This window comes from Paenibacillus sp. J22FR83 (assembly GCF_059691955.1).
Map to the genome: position 1 here is coordinate 1 of NZ_JCAUAM010000009.1, position 17,269 is coordinate 17,269.

General features: G+C 42.5%; 18 protein-coding genes. 17 read left to right on the top strand and 1 reads right to left on the bottom strand.

The genetic code is table 11. The features are described from left to right. Nucleotides 1–325: 325 nt before the first annotated feature. Nucleotides 326–958 carry a hypothetical protein gene (locus tag AC58PV_RS17010; RefSeq protein WP_497433402.1) on the bottom strand — a complete coding sequence of 211 codons (633 nt, stop codon included), beginning with the start codon at nt 956–958 and terminating at the stop codon, nt 326–328. 253 nt (nt 959–1,211) lie between these two features. On the opposite strand from AC58PV_RS17010, the gene AC58PV_RS17015 reads away from it, so the two are divergent. From AC58PV_RS17015 to AC58PV_RS17095, 17 genes are all read left to right on the top strand, one after another. Next, nucleotides 1,212–2,234, top strand: a complete 1,023-nt coding sequence (locus tag AC58PV_RS17015) for an HD-GYP domain-containing protein (RefSeq protein WP_497433403.1) — start codon at nt 1,212–1,214, stop codon at nt 2,232–2,234. Next, entirely contained in the window at nt 2,231–2,533 is a 303-nt protein-coding gene (locus tag AC58PV_RS17020; protein WP_497433404.1) for a helix-turn-helix domain-containing protein, read from the top strand. The genes AC58PV_RS17015 and AC58PV_RS17020 overlap by 4 nt, the downstream gene beginning before the upstream one ends. Nucleotides 2,534–2,746: 213 nt before the next feature. Continuing rightward, nucleotides 2,747–3,508, top strand: a complete 762-nt coding sequence (locus AC58PV_RS17025; protein WP_497433405.1) for a YveK family protein — start codon at nt 2,747–2,749, stop codon at nt 3,506–3,508. Beyond that, entirely contained in the window at nt 3,489–4,160 is a 672-nt protein-coding gene (locus tag AC58PV_RS17030) for a CpsD/CapB family tyrosine-protein kinase (RefSeq protein WP_497433406.1), read from the top strand. Before AC58PV_RS17025 ends, AC58PV_RS17030 begins: the two co-directional genes overlap by 20 nt. A 46-nt stretch (nt 4,161–4,206) precedes the next feature. After that, on the top strand, nt 4,207–5,490 hold the full coding sequence (locus AC58PV_RS17035) for an efflux RND transporter periplasmic adaptor subunit (RefSeq protein ID WP_497433407.1): 1,284 nt from the start codon (nt 4,207–4,209) through the stop codon (nt 5,488–5,490). Nucleotides 5,491–5,511: 21 nt separating this feature from the next. Next, on the top strand, nt 5,512–7,227 hold the full coding sequence (locus AC58PV_RS17040) for a hypothetical protein (RefSeq protein WP_497433408.1): 1,716 nt from the start codon (nt 5,512–5,514) through the stop codon (nt 7,225–7,227). Nucleotides 7,228–7,255: 28 nt separating this feature from the next. Continuing rightward, a complete protein-coding gene (locus tag AC58PV_RS17045) occupies nt 7,256–7,441 on the top strand; it encodes a hypothetical protein (protein WP_497433409.1) in 186 nt (61 codons plus the stop codon). Nucleotides 7,442–7,530: 89 nt separating this feature from the next. Then, nucleotides 7,531–8,316 (top strand): hypothetical protein, encoded by a 786-nt coding sequence (locus tag AC58PV_RS17050; RefSeq protein WP_497433410.1) that lies wholly within the window; start codon nt 7,531–7,533, stop codon nt 8,314–8,316. Next, nucleotides 8,316–8,585 (top strand): PqqD family protein, encoded by a 270-nt coding sequence (locus AC58PV_RS17055; protein WP_497433411.1) that lies wholly within the window; start codon nt 8,316–8,318, stop codon nt 8,583–8,585. Before AC58PV_RS17050 ends, AC58PV_RS17055 begins: the two co-directional genes overlap by 1 nt. Further along, entirely contained in the window at nt 8,563–9,033 is a 471-nt protein-coding gene (locus tag AC58PV_RS17060) for a S24/S26 family peptidase (protein ID WP_497433412.1), read from the top strand. The genes AC58PV_RS17055 and AC58PV_RS17060 overlap by 23 nt, the downstream gene beginning before the upstream one ends. 23 nt (nt 9,034–9,056) lie before the next feature. Further along, nucleotides 9,057–10,847 (top strand): ABC transporter ATP-binding protein, encoded by a 1,791-nt coding sequence (locus tag AC58PV_RS17065; protein WP_497433413.1) that lies wholly within the window; start codon nt 9,057–9,059, stop codon nt 10,845–10,847. Further along, complete coding sequence (locus tag AC58PV_RS17070) at nt 10,816–11,823, top strand: nucleotidyltransferase family protein (protein WP_497433414.1); 1,008 nt, start codon at nt 10,816–10,818, stop codon at nt 11,821–11,823. The genes AC58PV_RS17065 and AC58PV_RS17070 overlap by 32 nt, the downstream gene beginning before the upstream one ends. 208 nt (nt 11,824–12,031) lie before the next feature. Continuing rightward, on the top strand, nt 12,032–13,975 hold the full coding sequence (locus AC58PV_RS17075) for an asparagine synthase-related protein (RefSeq protein ID WP_497433415.1): 1,944 nt from the start codon (nt 12,032–12,034) through the stop codon (nt 13,973–13,975). A 14-nt stretch (nt 13,976–13,989) separates the two neighbouring features. Beyond that, on the top strand, nt 13,990–14,118 hold the full coding sequence (locus tag AC58PV_RS17080) for a paeninodin family lasso peptide (protein ID WP_157264903.1): 129 nt from the start codon (nt 13,990–13,992) through the stop codon (nt 14,116–14,118). A 108-nt stretch (nt 14,119–14,226) separates the two neighbouring features. Continuing rightward, nucleotides 14,227–15,162, top strand: a complete 936-nt coding sequence (locus tag AC58PV_RS17085; RefSeq protein WP_497433731.1) for an aldolase — start codon at nt 14,227–14,229, stop codon at nt 15,160–15,162. After that, on the top strand, nt 15,159–15,467 hold the full coding sequence (locus tag AC58PV_RS17090; protein WP_497433416.1) for a lasso peptide biosynthesis PqqD family chaperone: 309 nt from the start codon (nt 15,159–15,161) through the stop codon (nt 15,465–15,467). The genes AC58PV_RS17085 and AC58PV_RS17090 overlap by 4 nt, the downstream gene beginning before the upstream one ends. Then, nucleotides 15,464–17,266 (top strand): ABC transporter ATP-binding protein, encoded by a 1,803-nt coding sequence (locus AC58PV_RS17095; protein ID WP_497433417.1) that lies wholly within the window; start codon nt 15,464–15,466, stop codon nt 17,264–17,266. The genes AC58PV_RS17090 and AC58PV_RS17095 overlap by 4 nt, the downstream gene beginning before the upstream one ends. Nucleotides 17,267–17,269 lie beyond the last annotated feature (3 nt).

Genomic DNA, 17,269 nt, shown 5'->3' on the forward strand with positions numbered 1-17,269 from the left:
CTGTCATTAGCAGGGTCTAGTTCAGTATTGCCTTTTTAAGGGATACACGACAAACAGCCCATGAAAAGCGGTGCGTTAAAGCAACTTCCTGCTGGGAGATTTTCAGGGTAGGAAATCCATCTATTGCTCCCAAACGAGGAAAATCAGCAAGTATAGCTACATAAAATCCATTTAATTTGTTTGGAGCGGCGGAGCAAGGTTAGAAGGGAGAGGATACACCCATCTTCGACCGAACTGTTGTGACACATCCATTCCTGCGGCTATAAGAAGCACTAGCAAAAACCCAATCACCATCCGCAAAATCGGATGTTGACTGGGTTTTATTTTAACAAGTAAAGGAATCAATAAAGCGCAAATCAATACCAAAGAATATCCAAGAGAAACCAGTCCAGCGGAATCCAGAAACCGATGTCCGTCCAACGAATACTGGGAAGTACCAGTACTGTTGGCCGTTGCTTTGCCAGATATACGTAAATCTGAACAAGCAGCGGGAGATGCCGCCTGGATCTACAGCGTAGACGCCAGGAGCTTTAAGCGGCTTAACGGGAATCTGAGATGGCGGCGCAGAGGTTGGCGGTTGAAATCCGCCTTGCCCTGGTCCAGGTCCTGGAGGTGGAAATCCAGGTCCGGGTCCAGGTCCACCTGGGAAACCACCAGGAGCACCAGGGAATCCCGGTCCACCCGGGAAACCGCCAGGACCGCCAGGGAACCCAGGTCCACCTGGAAATCCAGGTAGCATGCCGCCAGTGCCTGGGAAGCCAGGGATGCCGAAGCCACCTAATCCGCGCGGATCATAGGCTGGTACCCAGCCGTAATATTGCGGTACGGGATAGCCGTAAGGGTACGGCGTATTTTGCGGATAATAAGCAGTTGGATAGTCGGATTCCGTTGCCGCGCTTTGTGAAACCTCTGTTTCAAGCTCTACGTCGCGCAGTTCTTGTTTTTTGTTCGTTGCCATTCGTGAAGTCCTCCTTAGGTAAAAGCGGATAGTCGATACTTACTATATGCAGGGGGATAGACGGATGTCACGGTTAACAAATAACAAAAGTTAAGGATCGCTAGACCTAGAAGTCATGTTAGAATAGAAGTAACTGGGAAAATTAACCTAGATGAATTTGTCGAAATATAGGTTAATTCTCCCATATATGCGAGGGGATATGTCGTATATAATAGAAATTGGTATGATTTTGAAATTAATGGAGCGGGATTTCTTGAGAGACCTATTGGGTAAAAGATTAAGATACGATGTGACAACAAGCTATGGGCTAGTCTTAGTTCCTATCCATACCATTCTCAGTGAAGAGCATTTGGACTTATTTAAGCAGCATCGCATTGATACGATGGATATCGTAACCACGACTATGTCTGATGATCAGACGCAAGCTGCACCTGCTCATGAAGCGAATCGTTTAGTTCAGAAAGCGACGGAATATGCCAAGGATTTGTTCGAACGCATTCAGACGCAGAAGAAAATACCACTGCTTGAGATTAAGTCAGAATTAATTCCTATCGTCCAGCAGGCGGCTGATAATCCAGATCTGTTTCAATTATTTCAAGCTGTCAAAGCGAAGGATGAATACACACATCAACACAATATTGGCGTAGGCGTTCTTTCGACGCTTATAGGCAAATGGATGGAGCTCGCGGACACAGAAGTGGCTCTTCTATCTTTAGCAGCAACCATGCATGATGTGGGTAAAATCAAAATTTCTCAAGAAATTCTCATGAAGCCAGGTAAATTATCCAAAGAAGAATATGAAGAGATTAAAAAGCACACCATTTATGGCTATAATATGCTGCGTGAGACGGTAGGCATTAACTATCGTGTAGCTCTTGTGGCATTGCAGCATCATGAGCGCGCTGATGGCACGGGATATCCCCTGCAGTTGCAAGATAGTCAACTGGATAAAATGAGTCGTATCGTAGCTGTAGCCGATGTATTCCACGCGATGTCATCGAAGAGGCCTTATCATGAAATGATGCCTTTTCACGAAGTCGTCAGCCGCTTGAGGAAAGGTTTCTTCGGCGAATTAGATCCGCATATTGTTTCTGTTTTCTTGCAGAATATGATTAACAATCTAGTAGGCCGGCAAGTGCTGCTCACGGATGGTCGCTGGGGTGAAGTCGTCTATATTAATCCAACGGACGATACGAATCCACTCGTGAAAATCGAAAATTCCTTTCTTGATCTTAGTCGAGAAAGACACATTCATATAAAGGAAGTTGTCATATGAAGCCAATGATCTCAGAAAAGTCAGACGTTTTACTTCAATTTTATTCGAATTATGGGCTAACTCAACGCGAAATCGAAATCATTTCTTTGCTCGCTACATATGGATATACCAACAAGGAAATTGCCGAAAATTGCTGTATTAGTGAGAAAACAGTGAAGATTCACCTTGCCAATATTATGGGGAAAATCGGTATCGGCTCCATGCGAAAGTTGTTAGCTTTGCTGTTGCAGCAAGCGCTGCTCGTATCGCGATTAGGTGCAGGTGAGCCAGTCCGCGTAGCATCAATAGGAATGAGATAAGTAGAGCGTTTTGCCTTGTAAAAGCAGCCTATCCTCTAGGGGGAAAGTGCTGCTTTTTGCATTCTCTAACGCTCTTAAATGTGATACGATTTGGAACTAAAAAACGAGAATATTGTGTTGACATGATACGAAAAGTATCTTAAAGTAAGAGTAACAATTAAGATACAAATAGTATCATAGAAAATCGAAATAGACTTCTATTGGGAGGGAATCATGGAAATTAATTTTAAGGAATATTTGATGGTTATAAAGAAGCGATGGTGGCTAATTGTTATTGTCGTTTTTGTTTGTACCTTACTCACGAGTATGTATACAACTTCGAACTACGTACCCGTCTATCAGGCATCAACGAAATTAATCGTGAATAAAACATTTGAGCAAGATCAACTAGGTACAGAGCAGATCGATTATGGTGCGATTGGTGTGAATATGGCGCTTATCAATACATACAAAGAAATCATTAAAACCCCAGCTATCATGGACAAAGTCGTCCAGCGTTACCCTGATTTACGAGTTTCGACAGATCAATTGATATCTATCGTCAATGTAACTAATTTAAATGATACGCAAGTGATGTCGATTGTCGTGAGACATTTCTCACATGAAAGAGCTGTTGCTATTGCGAATGCCGTCTCCGATGTGTTCCAAACCGAAATTCCTCATATTATGAAGGTTGATAATATTACGATTCTGAATCGAGCCAAAGTTCAGGACAATCCTACTCCGGTGAATCAAAAGTCGAATCAATATATCATCCTTGGATTTTTTGCTTCCTTGGCTGCTACAATTGGTATCATTCTACTATTGGATGCGATGGATGATACGTTGAAAACAGATGAAGATATTCGAGAAGTGTTCGGACTTTCTACGTTAGCTTACATACCGAAAGCGAAGTACGGAAAGTTGAAATTGAAACGGAAAAATAAACTAAGAAAAAATGATGAGGATATTTCCTATGCGAAAACTATCTACTAATTCGACATCTCTCGCCTTGAAGCAAATTCTCCATAATTCCTCTACCTCAGAAGCCTATCGATCATTGCGATTTAACATTGAGTGCTCGGTATTTGGTCGTGAAGCCAAAACGATTACCATCACTTCAGCAAGTCGAGGTGAAGGGAAGACCACGACTGCGATTCAATTAGCTGTTGCCTATGCTCAGATTGGGAATAAAGTCATGTTGCTTGATGCAGATCTTCGAAATCCCTCCATCCATTTGGCATTTGGCGTTGAACCCAGCCATGGGCTAACCAATTATCTGAATGGTCAAATTACCATGAATGAAATCGTCCGAGAGACGATGGTAGAAAATCTCGAATTAATCCCGTCGGGCTCCAGGACACAGAATCCTTCGGGATTGTTAGCTTCTAAATTAATGGACAGCTTACTCGCAACGTTGAAGGAGAACTACGATATTGTCATTATTGACGCTTCCTCGTTGCTGACGATAACGGATGCCAAAATTATGGGGTCGAAGAGTGACGGTGTCCTGCTTATTGTCGAGCATGGCAAAGTCAAACGTGATATTGCAAAGAAGGTAAAAGAAGAGCTCCTGCTAGCGAATATGAAATTAATTGGCGTTGTACTTAATGAAGTCAAAGATAATCAAGCAGATGCTTATCTCTAATCAATCCTTTTGAAAAAATAAAGTAAGGGGAGAGAGTTTATAGCAAATGAGACAAAAAAGAAGAAAGCCACAGTCGCGAACTGTAAGAATTGCTTCTATTTTAACGCTCAGTATTGGCATCTTGGCAGGATGTTCGGACACAGCGATCCAGAATACAGATGCAAATTCAGTCTATGCGGATCAATCGCAGCAAGCGGTTAGAGTGTTCAAGGTAATTCCACAGAGAATTGGTGATTCGCCTGAGCGCGTCGCAGAAGTACAATTCTCTGCTCAATTTAAAATCATGGCCAAAGCTACCGGTGAAGTTGAGCAAATTATGAAGAAGCGCGGGGATATGGTTCAAGAAGGCGATGTTATTTTAAAGTTAAAATCAAGCGAAATTCTTGCGAGCCGGGAAGCAGCGGCTGCAACCGTTAAGACACTGCAAGACGCGATGGACAAAGCTCGCATAAGAGGACAGAAAGAAACGGAAAATCAGAAATCCGAGTTGAGTAATACCATTCAAAAAATGGAATTGGGGATGACTTCGCTCCTCCGCAGCTACAATAAAATGAAGAATGACTTTGATATTGGACTCGCAACCAAAGCTCAGCTGTACCAAATGGAAACGCAGATGATGAATGCTCGGATGGATTTGGATCAAATGAAAGTTAAATTACAAACATTTGACCCGATTGATCTAACTTCCGAGATGGAGTCACAACTGAAAGCGGCTAAACTGGCTTTGCAGCAGGTTGAGCAATCGACTGCGAACCTTGAAGTGAAAGCGACGGTCAGCGGTCTGATGACGGAGATGCCATTTGAAGCTGGAATGGGTATTGGGGCAGGTGCCCAGATCGCAATGATTCAAAGGCTGGATCCGATCAAAATTAAATCCCAATTATCTGATGAAGAAATGAAGCTAGCTAATGGGAAAACCGTCATGTCGTATTTACTTCCTAACAATAAAACGAAGTTTCAAGGGGCTATCAGCTATCTCTCCAAAGTGATGGATCCGGAAACGAAAGCATACGAAATTAACCTTGAAGTACCCAACAAGGATCTTAGCTTAAAGCCAGGCACGAAGTTAAAGCTGCAACTTGCAGAGGAAAAAGACCTTATTGTATTGACCGTACCGACTTATAGCATTGTTAGAGAAGGCGATAATGCTTATGTCTATGTCGTTTCGGGTGATACCGTCGAGAAACGTAATATTCAATTGGGGAGATTAAACGAACCTAAGCAAGAAGTGCTTTCTGGGCTTAAGGAAGGCGAGATGGTTGTGAAAATCAATCCTAGCGCTCTAGTGGATAAAGCGAAAGTGCAAGTAGCGGCAGTTGAAGAGCAATAAATAATAATGGAGTGACTTTATTTGAAAATACATTGGAAAAAAACGACGATAATGTTCATCCTAGCCGTCTCTCTGGTCATTCCATCGGCATCTTTCCATGTTGCAGCCGATGAGAAGTATTCACAATCCTACACATTAAGTCGTTACCAGCTGACGGAATCACTTCAAGTTGATGTGAAAAGCGTACTAAATGAACCTACTTCAGAGGGAACTAGAATTGGCGCTGTTGTTCGTTACTATAACGCTGGCGAGCGCTTAGTCGGTATTCCAGAGTATGAAGTTCGCGTGAAAACGAATGAAGGTTTGGAATACATTATGCGTCCTAGTCAAGCGAATGCGAGAAATATTCAGCCGAAAGAAACCATCGAGCTTAGTTATTTCAATGTCGTAGATCGTTATGATGTATTTGCTTTGGATGAGCTGTCATGGTCGGATGTGGATGAATTCGTCTACCCGAAGCAAGAGAAGCGAATTATCTCTCTGCCTATCGCGGATTTGGAGTGGAAAGGGGAGAAGGCGAATCTTTCTGACCCTGCTCAAATCAAGCAGTGGCAGGACACGTTCACCATCCCTATGCTAACGGATAAAATTCAATATCAACCTGTGAGCTTGAATGAACAGAATACAACTAATGGGATCAAGACCGTAGTCGGTTTCCTTGCAACCAACACGGGAGACAAGCCAATCTCTGTACCTGATTTTCGGATAAATGGGAAGTCAGGGAATAAAGTATTTATTGGCGAGCGACTGGAGCAAGATGAACTTATCTTAGATCCAGGTGAGAAGAATTATGTGCACTACGCCATACCGGTCAAGAGTAAAGCCGAATTGAAGAACTTAACGGTGCTAACACCGGAGGACTTTGTAGCGGAAGATAAAACACATATCTCTTACACCATCGGCAGACTAATGATTAATTTAATAGGGGCAACCAATTCAACTCGTTTACTGAGTCCGATTGGGTCCTATGAGTTGAACAAGCCGATTAAGTTCGATCCCATTAGTCAACTGATCCGATCGGATATTGAGGTATCCATGGTTGACCTGAACATGAGCGAGAGCGCAGGCGGCGGATTCAAAGCTGTAGTTGCTAAGTTCAAATTGTTAAATAAGAGTGGAGATTCCGTCCCGGTGCCTTCGTTCCAAACGGTACTGACCATTGCAGATGGTAAGAAATTCTCAGGCACTAGGCAAGAAACGAAGGTAGATACGTTAATCCCCAATATCAGCTACGTGATCTACTATACATATGTCGTGCCAAACTCTGAGACGGGTGAGCGGTTAACGATGGAAATTCTTGACGGTAAAAAGGTCGAGCCTTATAACTTAACCATTGCAGCGTTTAAGACAAAAGTGGTGGATACGTCAGACAATACTCTCGCGTTCTATCCATTTCAGGTGAAAATAAATGACACGTCCCTGCAACGAAGCTTTAATTTAGGAAACGGACCTAATTATTCCTATAAGTTAGGGATTGATTTCAACGTTAAACTGCAGGACGAGATTGTCGTGGATCAGAGCTTTTCCAAACTGAGATTAGAAGTAGCGGATGCCTCGAACCGAATTATGACATCGAAAGTGTTTTCATTCGCAGGTGAGAAAAAGCTGGTGACGGGTACAGAACTTCTGGCCTTCGATGCGGATACTTTAGAAGCTACGTTAACTCTTCGTCTCTATGAGGTCATAGATACTCCATTTGGAGAAGTAAGAAGACTAGTTCAAACGTTGAAAGAATAGGAGAGAAGAAAAGATGGAGAATGAGGCTATGAAACAAAAAGTGTATTCACCACCTATGGTGTTAAGCCAGCAGCCAGTTAGGTTTGAAACCGCCCAAAGTTGGAATAAAGGTCGTGGAAATTTGAATCACCCTGGAAAAGGGAATGGTGGCATTAACTATCCGAATCCTCCTTACACGGGACCGCACAATGGCAAAGGGAATGGTAAGCACTAGAAACTAGAAATAATTATTCTATGGAGGTCAATGAGATGCAGTCCGTGTAATTGGCCTCCCTTATTAATGAAGTGTCGAGGAGTAGAAGCATGGAACACATTCATACAATTATTGGTGAGCATTATATTCAAGTTCAGAGTCAGTCTACGAAGATTATGGATTGGATACGGAGAAACTTCGCAATTGTACCCGCCACATCGACTACCCCTCATATGAGGGTTCGGCTTCATGAAGGCTATGGTGTTCCTTTTGTTAATTATGAGGTATCCATTAAACAAGAAGAGAACAATCAGATTGTCTATCGAAGGTCGGATTATCTTATCGCGGTTGATAGTGATTATCGTGAAGCAGCGATCTCCGTGCACAATGAATTAGCTTTAAAGCATGCGTTCATGAATCTGTACAGCTCATTTCTCGTGCATACCAAGTGGGGGCTCCTTATTCATTCGTCTTGTGTAATCGAGAAGGATAAGGCCTATTTGTTCGCTGGTCACTCTGGCGCTGGCAAATCGACCGCTGCGAAATTGTCTGATCCTCGTGAGCTTCTCTCCGATGAAGCTTCTATTGTTAAGATTACACCAGATGGTATTACCGTGTTCGACTCGCCTTTTCGAAGCGAATTATCGCGATCAGGGAGTATGGATAAGAGTGCACTAGCAGGCATTTATTTATTGAATCAAGCAGCCACTAATCACAAGGTAGCACTGAGCAAGTCAGATGGTTTTCTGCAACTCGTTGATAAAGTGTTTTATTGGGCACATAGCTTGGAAGAAACAGTTAATATTCTGCATATGTTATTGGTTTTGGCCAAAACAGTTACGATTAACGAATTGCATTTTCAGAAAAATGATACTTTTTGGGAGCTGATCTCGTAATGACGCAATATGTGCGAATGAATAATTATGAGTCTATTGAGCTTGATATGGAATGGATTATTCTCAATACGGATGCGTATACGTTAACGAAGCTGAATGGTGTAGGCGGATTTTGCTGGTCTCTGCTGGGGACTGCGCAAACTATAGACACAATTGCCGAGGCGGTGCGCAACGAGTTCCAGTCGGTTCATAGCGATGTGGAAACAGAAGTCGAAGTATTTTTGCATGATATGATGGATCGAGGTCTTGTTCAACTTGCTGGGTCATAAGAACATCGATCAGATGATTGCGTTAACTATGGAGAAGCAAGGTTGGATTGATCTGCCTGCGCAAGGCATGAGTATGTATCCTTTTATCATAGAGGGGGATATTTGTAGATTTGTTCGTATAGAAGCATCATGCATGAAGAAGGGGGATATTCTCTTATTTCGTGCGAAGCACGGTCATTTAATCGCTCATCGATTGTCTCACTTCGTGATGAACGATCAACAACCACAGTATCGGTGCAAAGGTGATACGAATGTAACGTATGACGAATGGATTGCACAGGATCAGATCATCGGAAGATTGATTTGGATAAACCGTCATGGTCAACGTATTCAAATGACGAATCTAGCTTCAAGAACGTGGAGCTGGGCTATACGAACACTCCCTCTGTTATCGCGATTAGTTCAATTCTATTTGGTTCGAAGTCAACTTGCGAAATCGTCATCGTAGAATGAGTATGGAGTGTCGATGAGATGAACGGTCTATTGAAAATGGATGAAGCACGCAGAACGTATAAGGTTTTGAAGCCCTACATTAAGCAGCACCGAAGACCTTACCTAGGTCTCTTCCTCTTACTCTTCGTTGAAATTATGCTAACTATTGGATTCTCATGGTTTTTCGGTTCAATTACAGATGCAGCAATTCATAGTGACATCACACGGATGAAATGGTTAGTACCTCTTGGTATCACACTTGTTTTAATCAGTATTACCTCCACCTACCTGAATACCCTTTGGGAGACGATTGCTACCAATGCTGTAAAAAGGGATTTCTCCCAGCACTTATTTAAACATATTTTACAATTACCAGGTAAACAAGTAGATCGTATTCATTCTGGTGATTTATTAGCTCATTTCACGAATGACATTCATAATCTGGATGGCATTATTGGCAGCTCCTTAATAAATTTGATTAAGTTACCTTTTATTTATGGTGCTGTTCTCATTTATTTACTGCAAATCAATTGGAAACTAGCGCTTTTATGTGCACTTGTAGCTCCAGTGGCCATGGTTTCTGGGGTTATCTTCGGCATATTACTGCGTAATAATAATAGGCGAATTCAGCATTTGGTTGCTGGGTTCAATGTGCTGTTAAATGAAACATTTCAGGGCTTTTTCGTTATTCGCTCCTTTCTTATGGAGAAAGCGGTATTCACGAAATATGCGATCAAAAATAAAAAGCTTTACGCACTGGAATTAAACAATGCCAGATTACGCGGATGGTTTTATGTGGGGAGTCAAGCAGCCGCTTCCCTTACATTTCTAGTCAGCTTGTGTTTGGGTTCGTATTATATTTCTATAGGCGTATTATCTGTAGGAGCATTACTAACTTTTATCAATCTCGTCAATCATGTGGTGTATCCATTAACAGAGTTCGCTGGACAATGGGCTGGCTTGCAGAAATCGATGTCTGCTATGGAACGCATATTTCAAGTATTGGAGATCGAAGCGGAATCGGATGATTTCCCAGCCGCGATGAAAGTAGAACCCTTTGTGTCCTCCATTTCTTTTAGAGACATTACTTTCCAGTATGAGGGGCAAGCTCATCTATTTGATCATCTGAATGTACATATCCCAGCAGGGAAAATCGTGGCTATCGTAGGTTTAAGTGGAGCTGGGAAGACGACGCTGTTCAATTTGCTCCAAGGTTTCTACAAACCGCAAGCGGGTGAGATTTTAATTAACGGACGCCAAATCTCGCGTCTTTCGATATCTGAGCGAAGAAGTCTATTTGCCCATGTCTCTCAGGAAACGATGCTATTCAGCGGAACAATCAGAGATAATTTGTTAGTTGCGCGGCCTGATATTACCGATAGACAAATGATTGAAGCCACGACAACGGCGGGAATCCATGCTTATATTTCTACGTTGCCCCAAGGCTATGATACGGAAATTGGAGAAAATGGGTTAACATTTTCGGGCGGGCAGCGGCAGCGCTTAGCGATCGCAAGGGCCATTTTGAAGGAGGCTCCCATTTTATTATTAGATGAGGGTACCTCAGCCTTAGATAGTGAAACCGAATATCATGTGAAAGCGGCATTAGATCGGCTTATGCATAATCGAACCACGCTCATTATCACACATCGCTTAGCATCCGTTCACAGAGCAGATTATATTATTGTGATGGATAAAGGAGCAGTCGTACAAATGGGGCGACATGAGGAGATTATGCAACAAGAAGGGGTATACCGCCATTTGCAAGGAATGGAATCAAAGAGAGGAGAGTGGGGCTATGCTAATGTCTTTGATCAAAGCGTTGTATGACCCGCATGCTGCTCTTCCGGAGGAGTCCATGGTATATGAGAGGTCACTTGAGGAAATCAACCGGTATGCCATAGGATCACAAATGTTCACTTTACTGCATCAGCAGGGAAAATGGGACCATGTGCCTGTTTTTTTTCAAGAACGTTTACAGCAGCTCCTTGATGAGACGCGTTGTCTTAATTTTTTTATCAGAAATCAACTTGATCATATTCTTCGGCAGTTCGAAGCATCGCGTATTTCCGTGATTCCGTTAAAAGGTGTCCGATTTGCTGAGAAGTATTTCGGCCATTTCGGTGCTAGAGCGACTTCGGATATTGATGTATTGATCCAAAAGTCCGATTTGAATACCGCCATTCAATGCCTAAAGTCTCTCGGGTTCGTCAACGAGGAAGAGAGGTCTCCATCGCATTTCCATTGGAGTTTCTCCAAACGATTGCCATCTAGTCCGATTCCTTTGACCGTCGAGCTGCATTGGAATGTCCTTGTGGAGCAGACCTCCAATATTAACATGGGTGAATTCTGGGAGCAGGCGACGCCATTCGCATCTTACCAGCATGTTAAGGAGCTTTCCGTCTATCATACGTTCTATATGATGTGCCTGCATGGTTGGAGTCATTATATGGACTCGCCTAAGTATTATATCGACATTATGCAAATGATCCATCGTCATGGCGATGACATTAGCTTTGAAGCGCTCTTTCAAGATGCAGCGTCACATCAAACGCTACGAAGAATACACCGTACGTTAGTAAACGTGTATAGCCATTTCCCGCATCTCGGGGATATTAAAGAGCTGCCGGTCTCTTATAAGAAGGGAAGTAGTCAGTCTGGCAACCGTAATTTGATGGCATTAGCGAACAAGGTGAATAACAAATTTTTTAACTTTGACTCGGCTTCGCATACCTTGGTGGCCGTGATCCATACCTTATCACAATTGGTAAATTCAAGGTTTTCTAGCAGAATAAAAAAGTTTTAATAAGGCTGTTGACAGTGGAGATAGAAGATGATATTCTGAAAATGTTCTTGATAAAGAACGAAATGAGAGCGAATAGAGAACGATCAGAGAACGACAAAGAAATTGCTTATGTCATCTCTTTGTTAAAGAAACTCATCAGCAAATGTTCTCTAATAAGAATTTTTAGATAGAATGCTAACTTTGAGATTTGGCTATGTGGAGGGAAAGTATGAGTGCAATAACGGGAATCCGTCACTTCAATCAAGCGCATGTGAGTACTGAATATGGCCAAAGTTTAATGCAAGGATTACAGAAGTATCCAGCAGATGATGTGCGAACTTGGTATGATCAGGACATTTTCCTTGGCTGCCATTCGCAATGGATTACTCCGGAATCTGTGGGAGAACGCAATCCATACTATGATTCAGCAAGAGGATTAGTCATAGCGGCTGATGCGATTATAGATAACCGTGATGAACTGTTCCAACTTCTACAAATAGAGGCGAATAGGCAGAAATCGATGACAGACAGCGAGTTGATTGTACTAGCCTATAGCAAATGGGGCGAGGATGCTCCTAAGTATTTGATTGGTGACTTCGCTTTTATAATTTGGGATGAGAGAAATCAGCTGTTGTTTGGAGCTAGAGATTTCTCGGGTAGCCGGACGCTCTACTATCATTGTGACAAGGAAGCTTTCGCTTTCTGTACGGTGATTCAGCCTCTGCTAAGTTTACCTCATGTCAATAAAAGTATAAATGAACATTGGATCGCTGAATATTTGGCAAATCCCGGTGTAATAGAATGCGTTGACGACACGTCAACTGTGTTTAGAGATATTCAACAGTTACCTCCCTCACATGCCATTTCGATTAAGGGTGAGCGAGTGACGGTATCGAGATATTGCAAAATCACGCAGCAAGAAGAACGATTGAAGTTAAAGTCAGATCAAGAGTATGAAGAAGCGTTCCTGGATGTGTTTCAACAAGCAATTCAATCTCGGTTGCGAACGCATCGGCAGGTTGGGGCCTTCTTAAGCGGAGGGCTTGACTCAGGTACAATCGTTAGCTTGGCGGCTAGAGAGTTGCACAAGAAAAATAGCAAGTTACATACGTACAGCTATATTCCAGTAGATGATTATATCGATTGGACACCTAAAAGTGAAGTCGCGGACGAAAGACCGTACATCCATTCGACAGTCAATCATGTCGGGAACATCAATGATAACTATTTGGATTTCAAAGGGAAAAGTGCCTTAACGGAAGTGGATGATTGGCTGGAGATGCTGGAAATGCCCTATAAGATTTTTGAGAATTCCTACTGGATTAATGGCATCTATGAAAAAGCGCAGAACCAAGGCGTAGGGGTGCTCTTAAGTGGGGCAAGAGGAAACAATACAATCTCATGGGGGCCCGCTTTATCCCATTACGCTTCACTATTGAAGGAAATGAAATGGATTCGCCTTTTTAGAGAAATGGAAATGTATAGCGCTAATAATGGTGTCAAAAGGTCAAGGTTCATGAAGGCTGTCGCTCAAAAGGCATATCCGTTCATGAAACGTGGAAATGGGCAGCAAGTAGAGTATCACTTTCCGAAGTTGATCCATCCTGATCTTGCTGCGCGAACAGATGTTTACAGCAAGCTGCAGGCTTACGATATCGATTCAAATGGATTTACAAGTCCATCCAATATTTTCGAGACGAGAAAAAAACACTTTGAACAAACGTTTGTCTGGAGTCTAAATGGTACTTGTGGGACCAAATCATCGCTGCGCTACGCAGTCTGGAATCGAGATCCATCGAATGACTTGCGAGTAATTAAGTTCTGTCTCTCTGTTCCTGAGAACCAGACCGTGAAAGACGGGATGGATCGAGCCTTAATCAGGCGATCAACCAAAGGCCTATTGCCTGATAAAGTGAGATTAAATCAGCGAGTTCGAGGTGTTCAAGGAGCTGATGGTATTCATCGCATGGTGCCGGACTGGCATTCATTTATTGAGGAATTGCAGCAGCTTGCCGATGACCCTCAAATCTCGTCCTACATTAACATTCCAGTAGTCAAGGAAGCAATAGCTAGAATCGAGGGTACCACGCGGCCGAATAATCCATTCGACGCAGATTATAGCATTCTAATGCGAAGTTTAATAATGTACCGATTCTTACAAAAAAATGCTTGAAGGGAGGTGAGTATATGAACAAAACATGGGAAAAACCAGAATTGGAAGTACTTGATGTGAAAATGACAATGACAGGATTTCCGGATCAAAAACGGGACTTCTTGGACACGAACCAAACAGAACACCTAATGGGGCCTAGCTAGGTTCAAGTTACATAACCTTCAAAATTCCTGTGTTAAAAGCCCTTATACTGGAAAGTATGAGGGCTCGTTTTTTAAAGTTCTACAAGACAAAGCTTGGAGTGAGTAATGATGATAAGTACGGTGAAAGTCATGTATTATCGAGCTTTTGGATTTACTGTGGTAAGTACGATTCACTTACCTGAGTTAGTACAATTACATGATATTCAGGGATCACCTGATATTACCATTGAGACCACGGATCTATCACAATTATGGATTAGCATGGAAGCGGAGCTTGGTAAGTATACCGTTCGTGAGGGAAACGTCATTTTTCAAATTCCCCATCTGGGTATATTTTACATTGAACATGGAAATAAGATTCTCATTTCACCCGCCATTGGCTCTGACAAGGATGAAATTAGGCTTTATATATTAGGATCTTGTATGGGAGCACTGTTGCTTCAAAGAAAGATCCTGCCTTTACACGGAAGTGCAGTTGTTATTGAAGGAAATGCCTATGCGATCGTTGGAGATTCTGGAGCTGGCAAGTCGACGCTTGCATCCGCCATTATGAAGCAAGGTTATCCATTATTAAGTGATGATGTCATTGCGATTTCTTTCTCGTCGGATCAACAAACAGCTTATGTAACACCATCCTATCCGCAGCAGAAATTGTGGCAAGAAAGCATGGATCACTTCGGGATGGAATCAGCTGGTTATCGCCCGTTATTTAAAAGGGAAACCAAATTTTCAATTCCAGTTGTGTCCAATTATGAGTCAAAGCCTGTACCCATCGCAGGAATTTTCGAATTGGTCAAATCCGAGGGGGAGCACGTGGCGATTGGGCGGATGCCTAGTCTCGAATGCTTATCCATGTTGTATCATCACACGTTTCGTAACTTTCTGGTTCATAGGATGAACCTCTCATCGTGGCATTTTGACATGACAGCTAAGCTCGTTAATAAGCTGAGTCTATACCGACTAGAACGTCCTGTATCTAAATTTACGGCACCGGATCTCGTATCTACAATAATTACAACAATTAATAGGAGGCATATCTCATGATATCCAATCAAACCATTGATTTAACACAAGAAGTTGTTCAAAAGGATGGCCATATCGTAAGTGATATGGGGGGAGAAAAGGTCATGTTAAGTATTGAAAATGGAAAATACTACAATTTGGGATCAGTTGGCGGCATCATTTGGGACATGATTCAAGAACCCATACAAGTAGAGCATCTCATTCATAAATTAACGGGAGAATACGATGTTGAGCGATCTGTTTGCGAAGAGCAGGTACTATCGTTTCTAGAACATATGGCTAAAGAAGGCTTAATTCTTCGTATAGAAACAGGGGATGTGCGTTGAAAGCCATTATTTACTGGAGCCAACGATTGTATGCCAATACAGGGAAGAAGTTGTATGTAAGTGTTCTCGGTATGATTCTCATTAGTCTATTCGAAGGAATTGGCATCATTATGCTAATTCCTATGTTGAATATGAGCGGGATCTTTGACTTATCTGTTACGCATATTCCGATATCTGCTGCATTTGATTTCCTACGAGAATTGCCAAGGATCTGGGGCTTAACCATTATATTGGGCATTTATATCCTACTCGTACTAGGTCAAGGCATAATGAAATGGGTGATTACGGAAGGAAATACGAAGATCCACCAGGGCTTTATGCATCGAGTTAGATTGGATACGTTTAGCTCATTGTTGCAGGCGAAGTGGGACTTTCATTTGAAACGTAGAAAATCAGATTATGTAAATTCATTGACGGCCGAAATAGCAGGTGTTAGCGGTGGAATTAACGCTGGATTACAGCTGGTTACTTCGCTCATTTTTACGGGGATTCAAATTGCTTTAGCCTTCTGGTTATCTGCGAAGTTAGCCATTTTTGTCTTGATTTGCGGGTTGGCTGTCGCGATTATCTTCCGGAAATTCGTCCATAAATCGCAAGTCATCGGGCAGAATTCCATGGAATTGGGGAAACATTACCTCGCGGGCATAACAGATCAATTAAACGGAATAAAAGACATTAAGAGTAATATGCTGGAGCATTCCCGTATGACCTGGATGAAGGACCTCGATAGCCGAATACAACAAGAGCAGCTCGCTCACGTCAGATTGAAGAATACATCGCAATTCGTGTATCAGACGGCAGCGGCACTTTTTATCGCGCTCTTTATATTCCTTTCCGTTGGCATCTTTCAATCACAGTTAGAACAATTATTATTAATTATTCTGATCTTTTCAAGGTTGTGGCCACGATTGAATGGCATCCAGACCAATATGGAGACCATAGCCGCTTCAGTTCCAGCCTTCACAGCACTGAAATCGCTTCATGAAGAATGTGCGGAATCACAAGAATTTACAATGCAGAAGGTTGATTCTTCAATCGAGCCTATTGCGTTAAAGGATAACATAGAATGTCAGCATGTTTATTTCCGATATAACCGGAATACCGTGTATGCACTCCAAGACATCAACTTACAAATTCCAGTTAATCGAATGACGGCAATCGTAGGGCGTTCTGGTGCTGGGAAAAGTACATTGATTGACATTCTCATGGGCCTTATGCTGCCAGAAGAAGGGCATGTTTTGGTGGATGGAGTGCCATTAACACAAGAACGCCTATTATCGTTCCGTGCATCCATTAGTTATGTATCGCAGGATCCCTTCCTGTTCAATGCAAGTATAAGGGAGAATTTGCTGTTGGTTAAACCAGACGCTACCGAAGATGAAATCCATGAAGCGCTTGTGTTCTCCGCATCAGCCGAATTTGTTGCGAAGCTCCCTCAAGGTCTGGACACAGCAATCGGTGATCGTGGGGTTCGATTGTCCGGAGGCGAGCGTCAACGACTTGTGTTGGCAAGAGCTATCCTTCGTAAGCCATCCATTCTTGTATTGGATGAGGCGACGAGTGCACTCGATACGGACAATGAAACGAAAATTCAAGAAGCGTTGGAATTGTTAAGGGGTAAAATGACGATCATCGTGATTGCCCACCGCTTATCAACGATTCGGAATGCAGATCAAGTTCTTGTCGTTGATCAAGGAGCCATCGTTCAGCGGGGGATCTTCAGTCAACTTGCTAATGAAAAGAGAAGTTTGCTGAATCATCTCGTTGATAGTCAGCATGTGATAAGAAAGAATGGCTAGTTG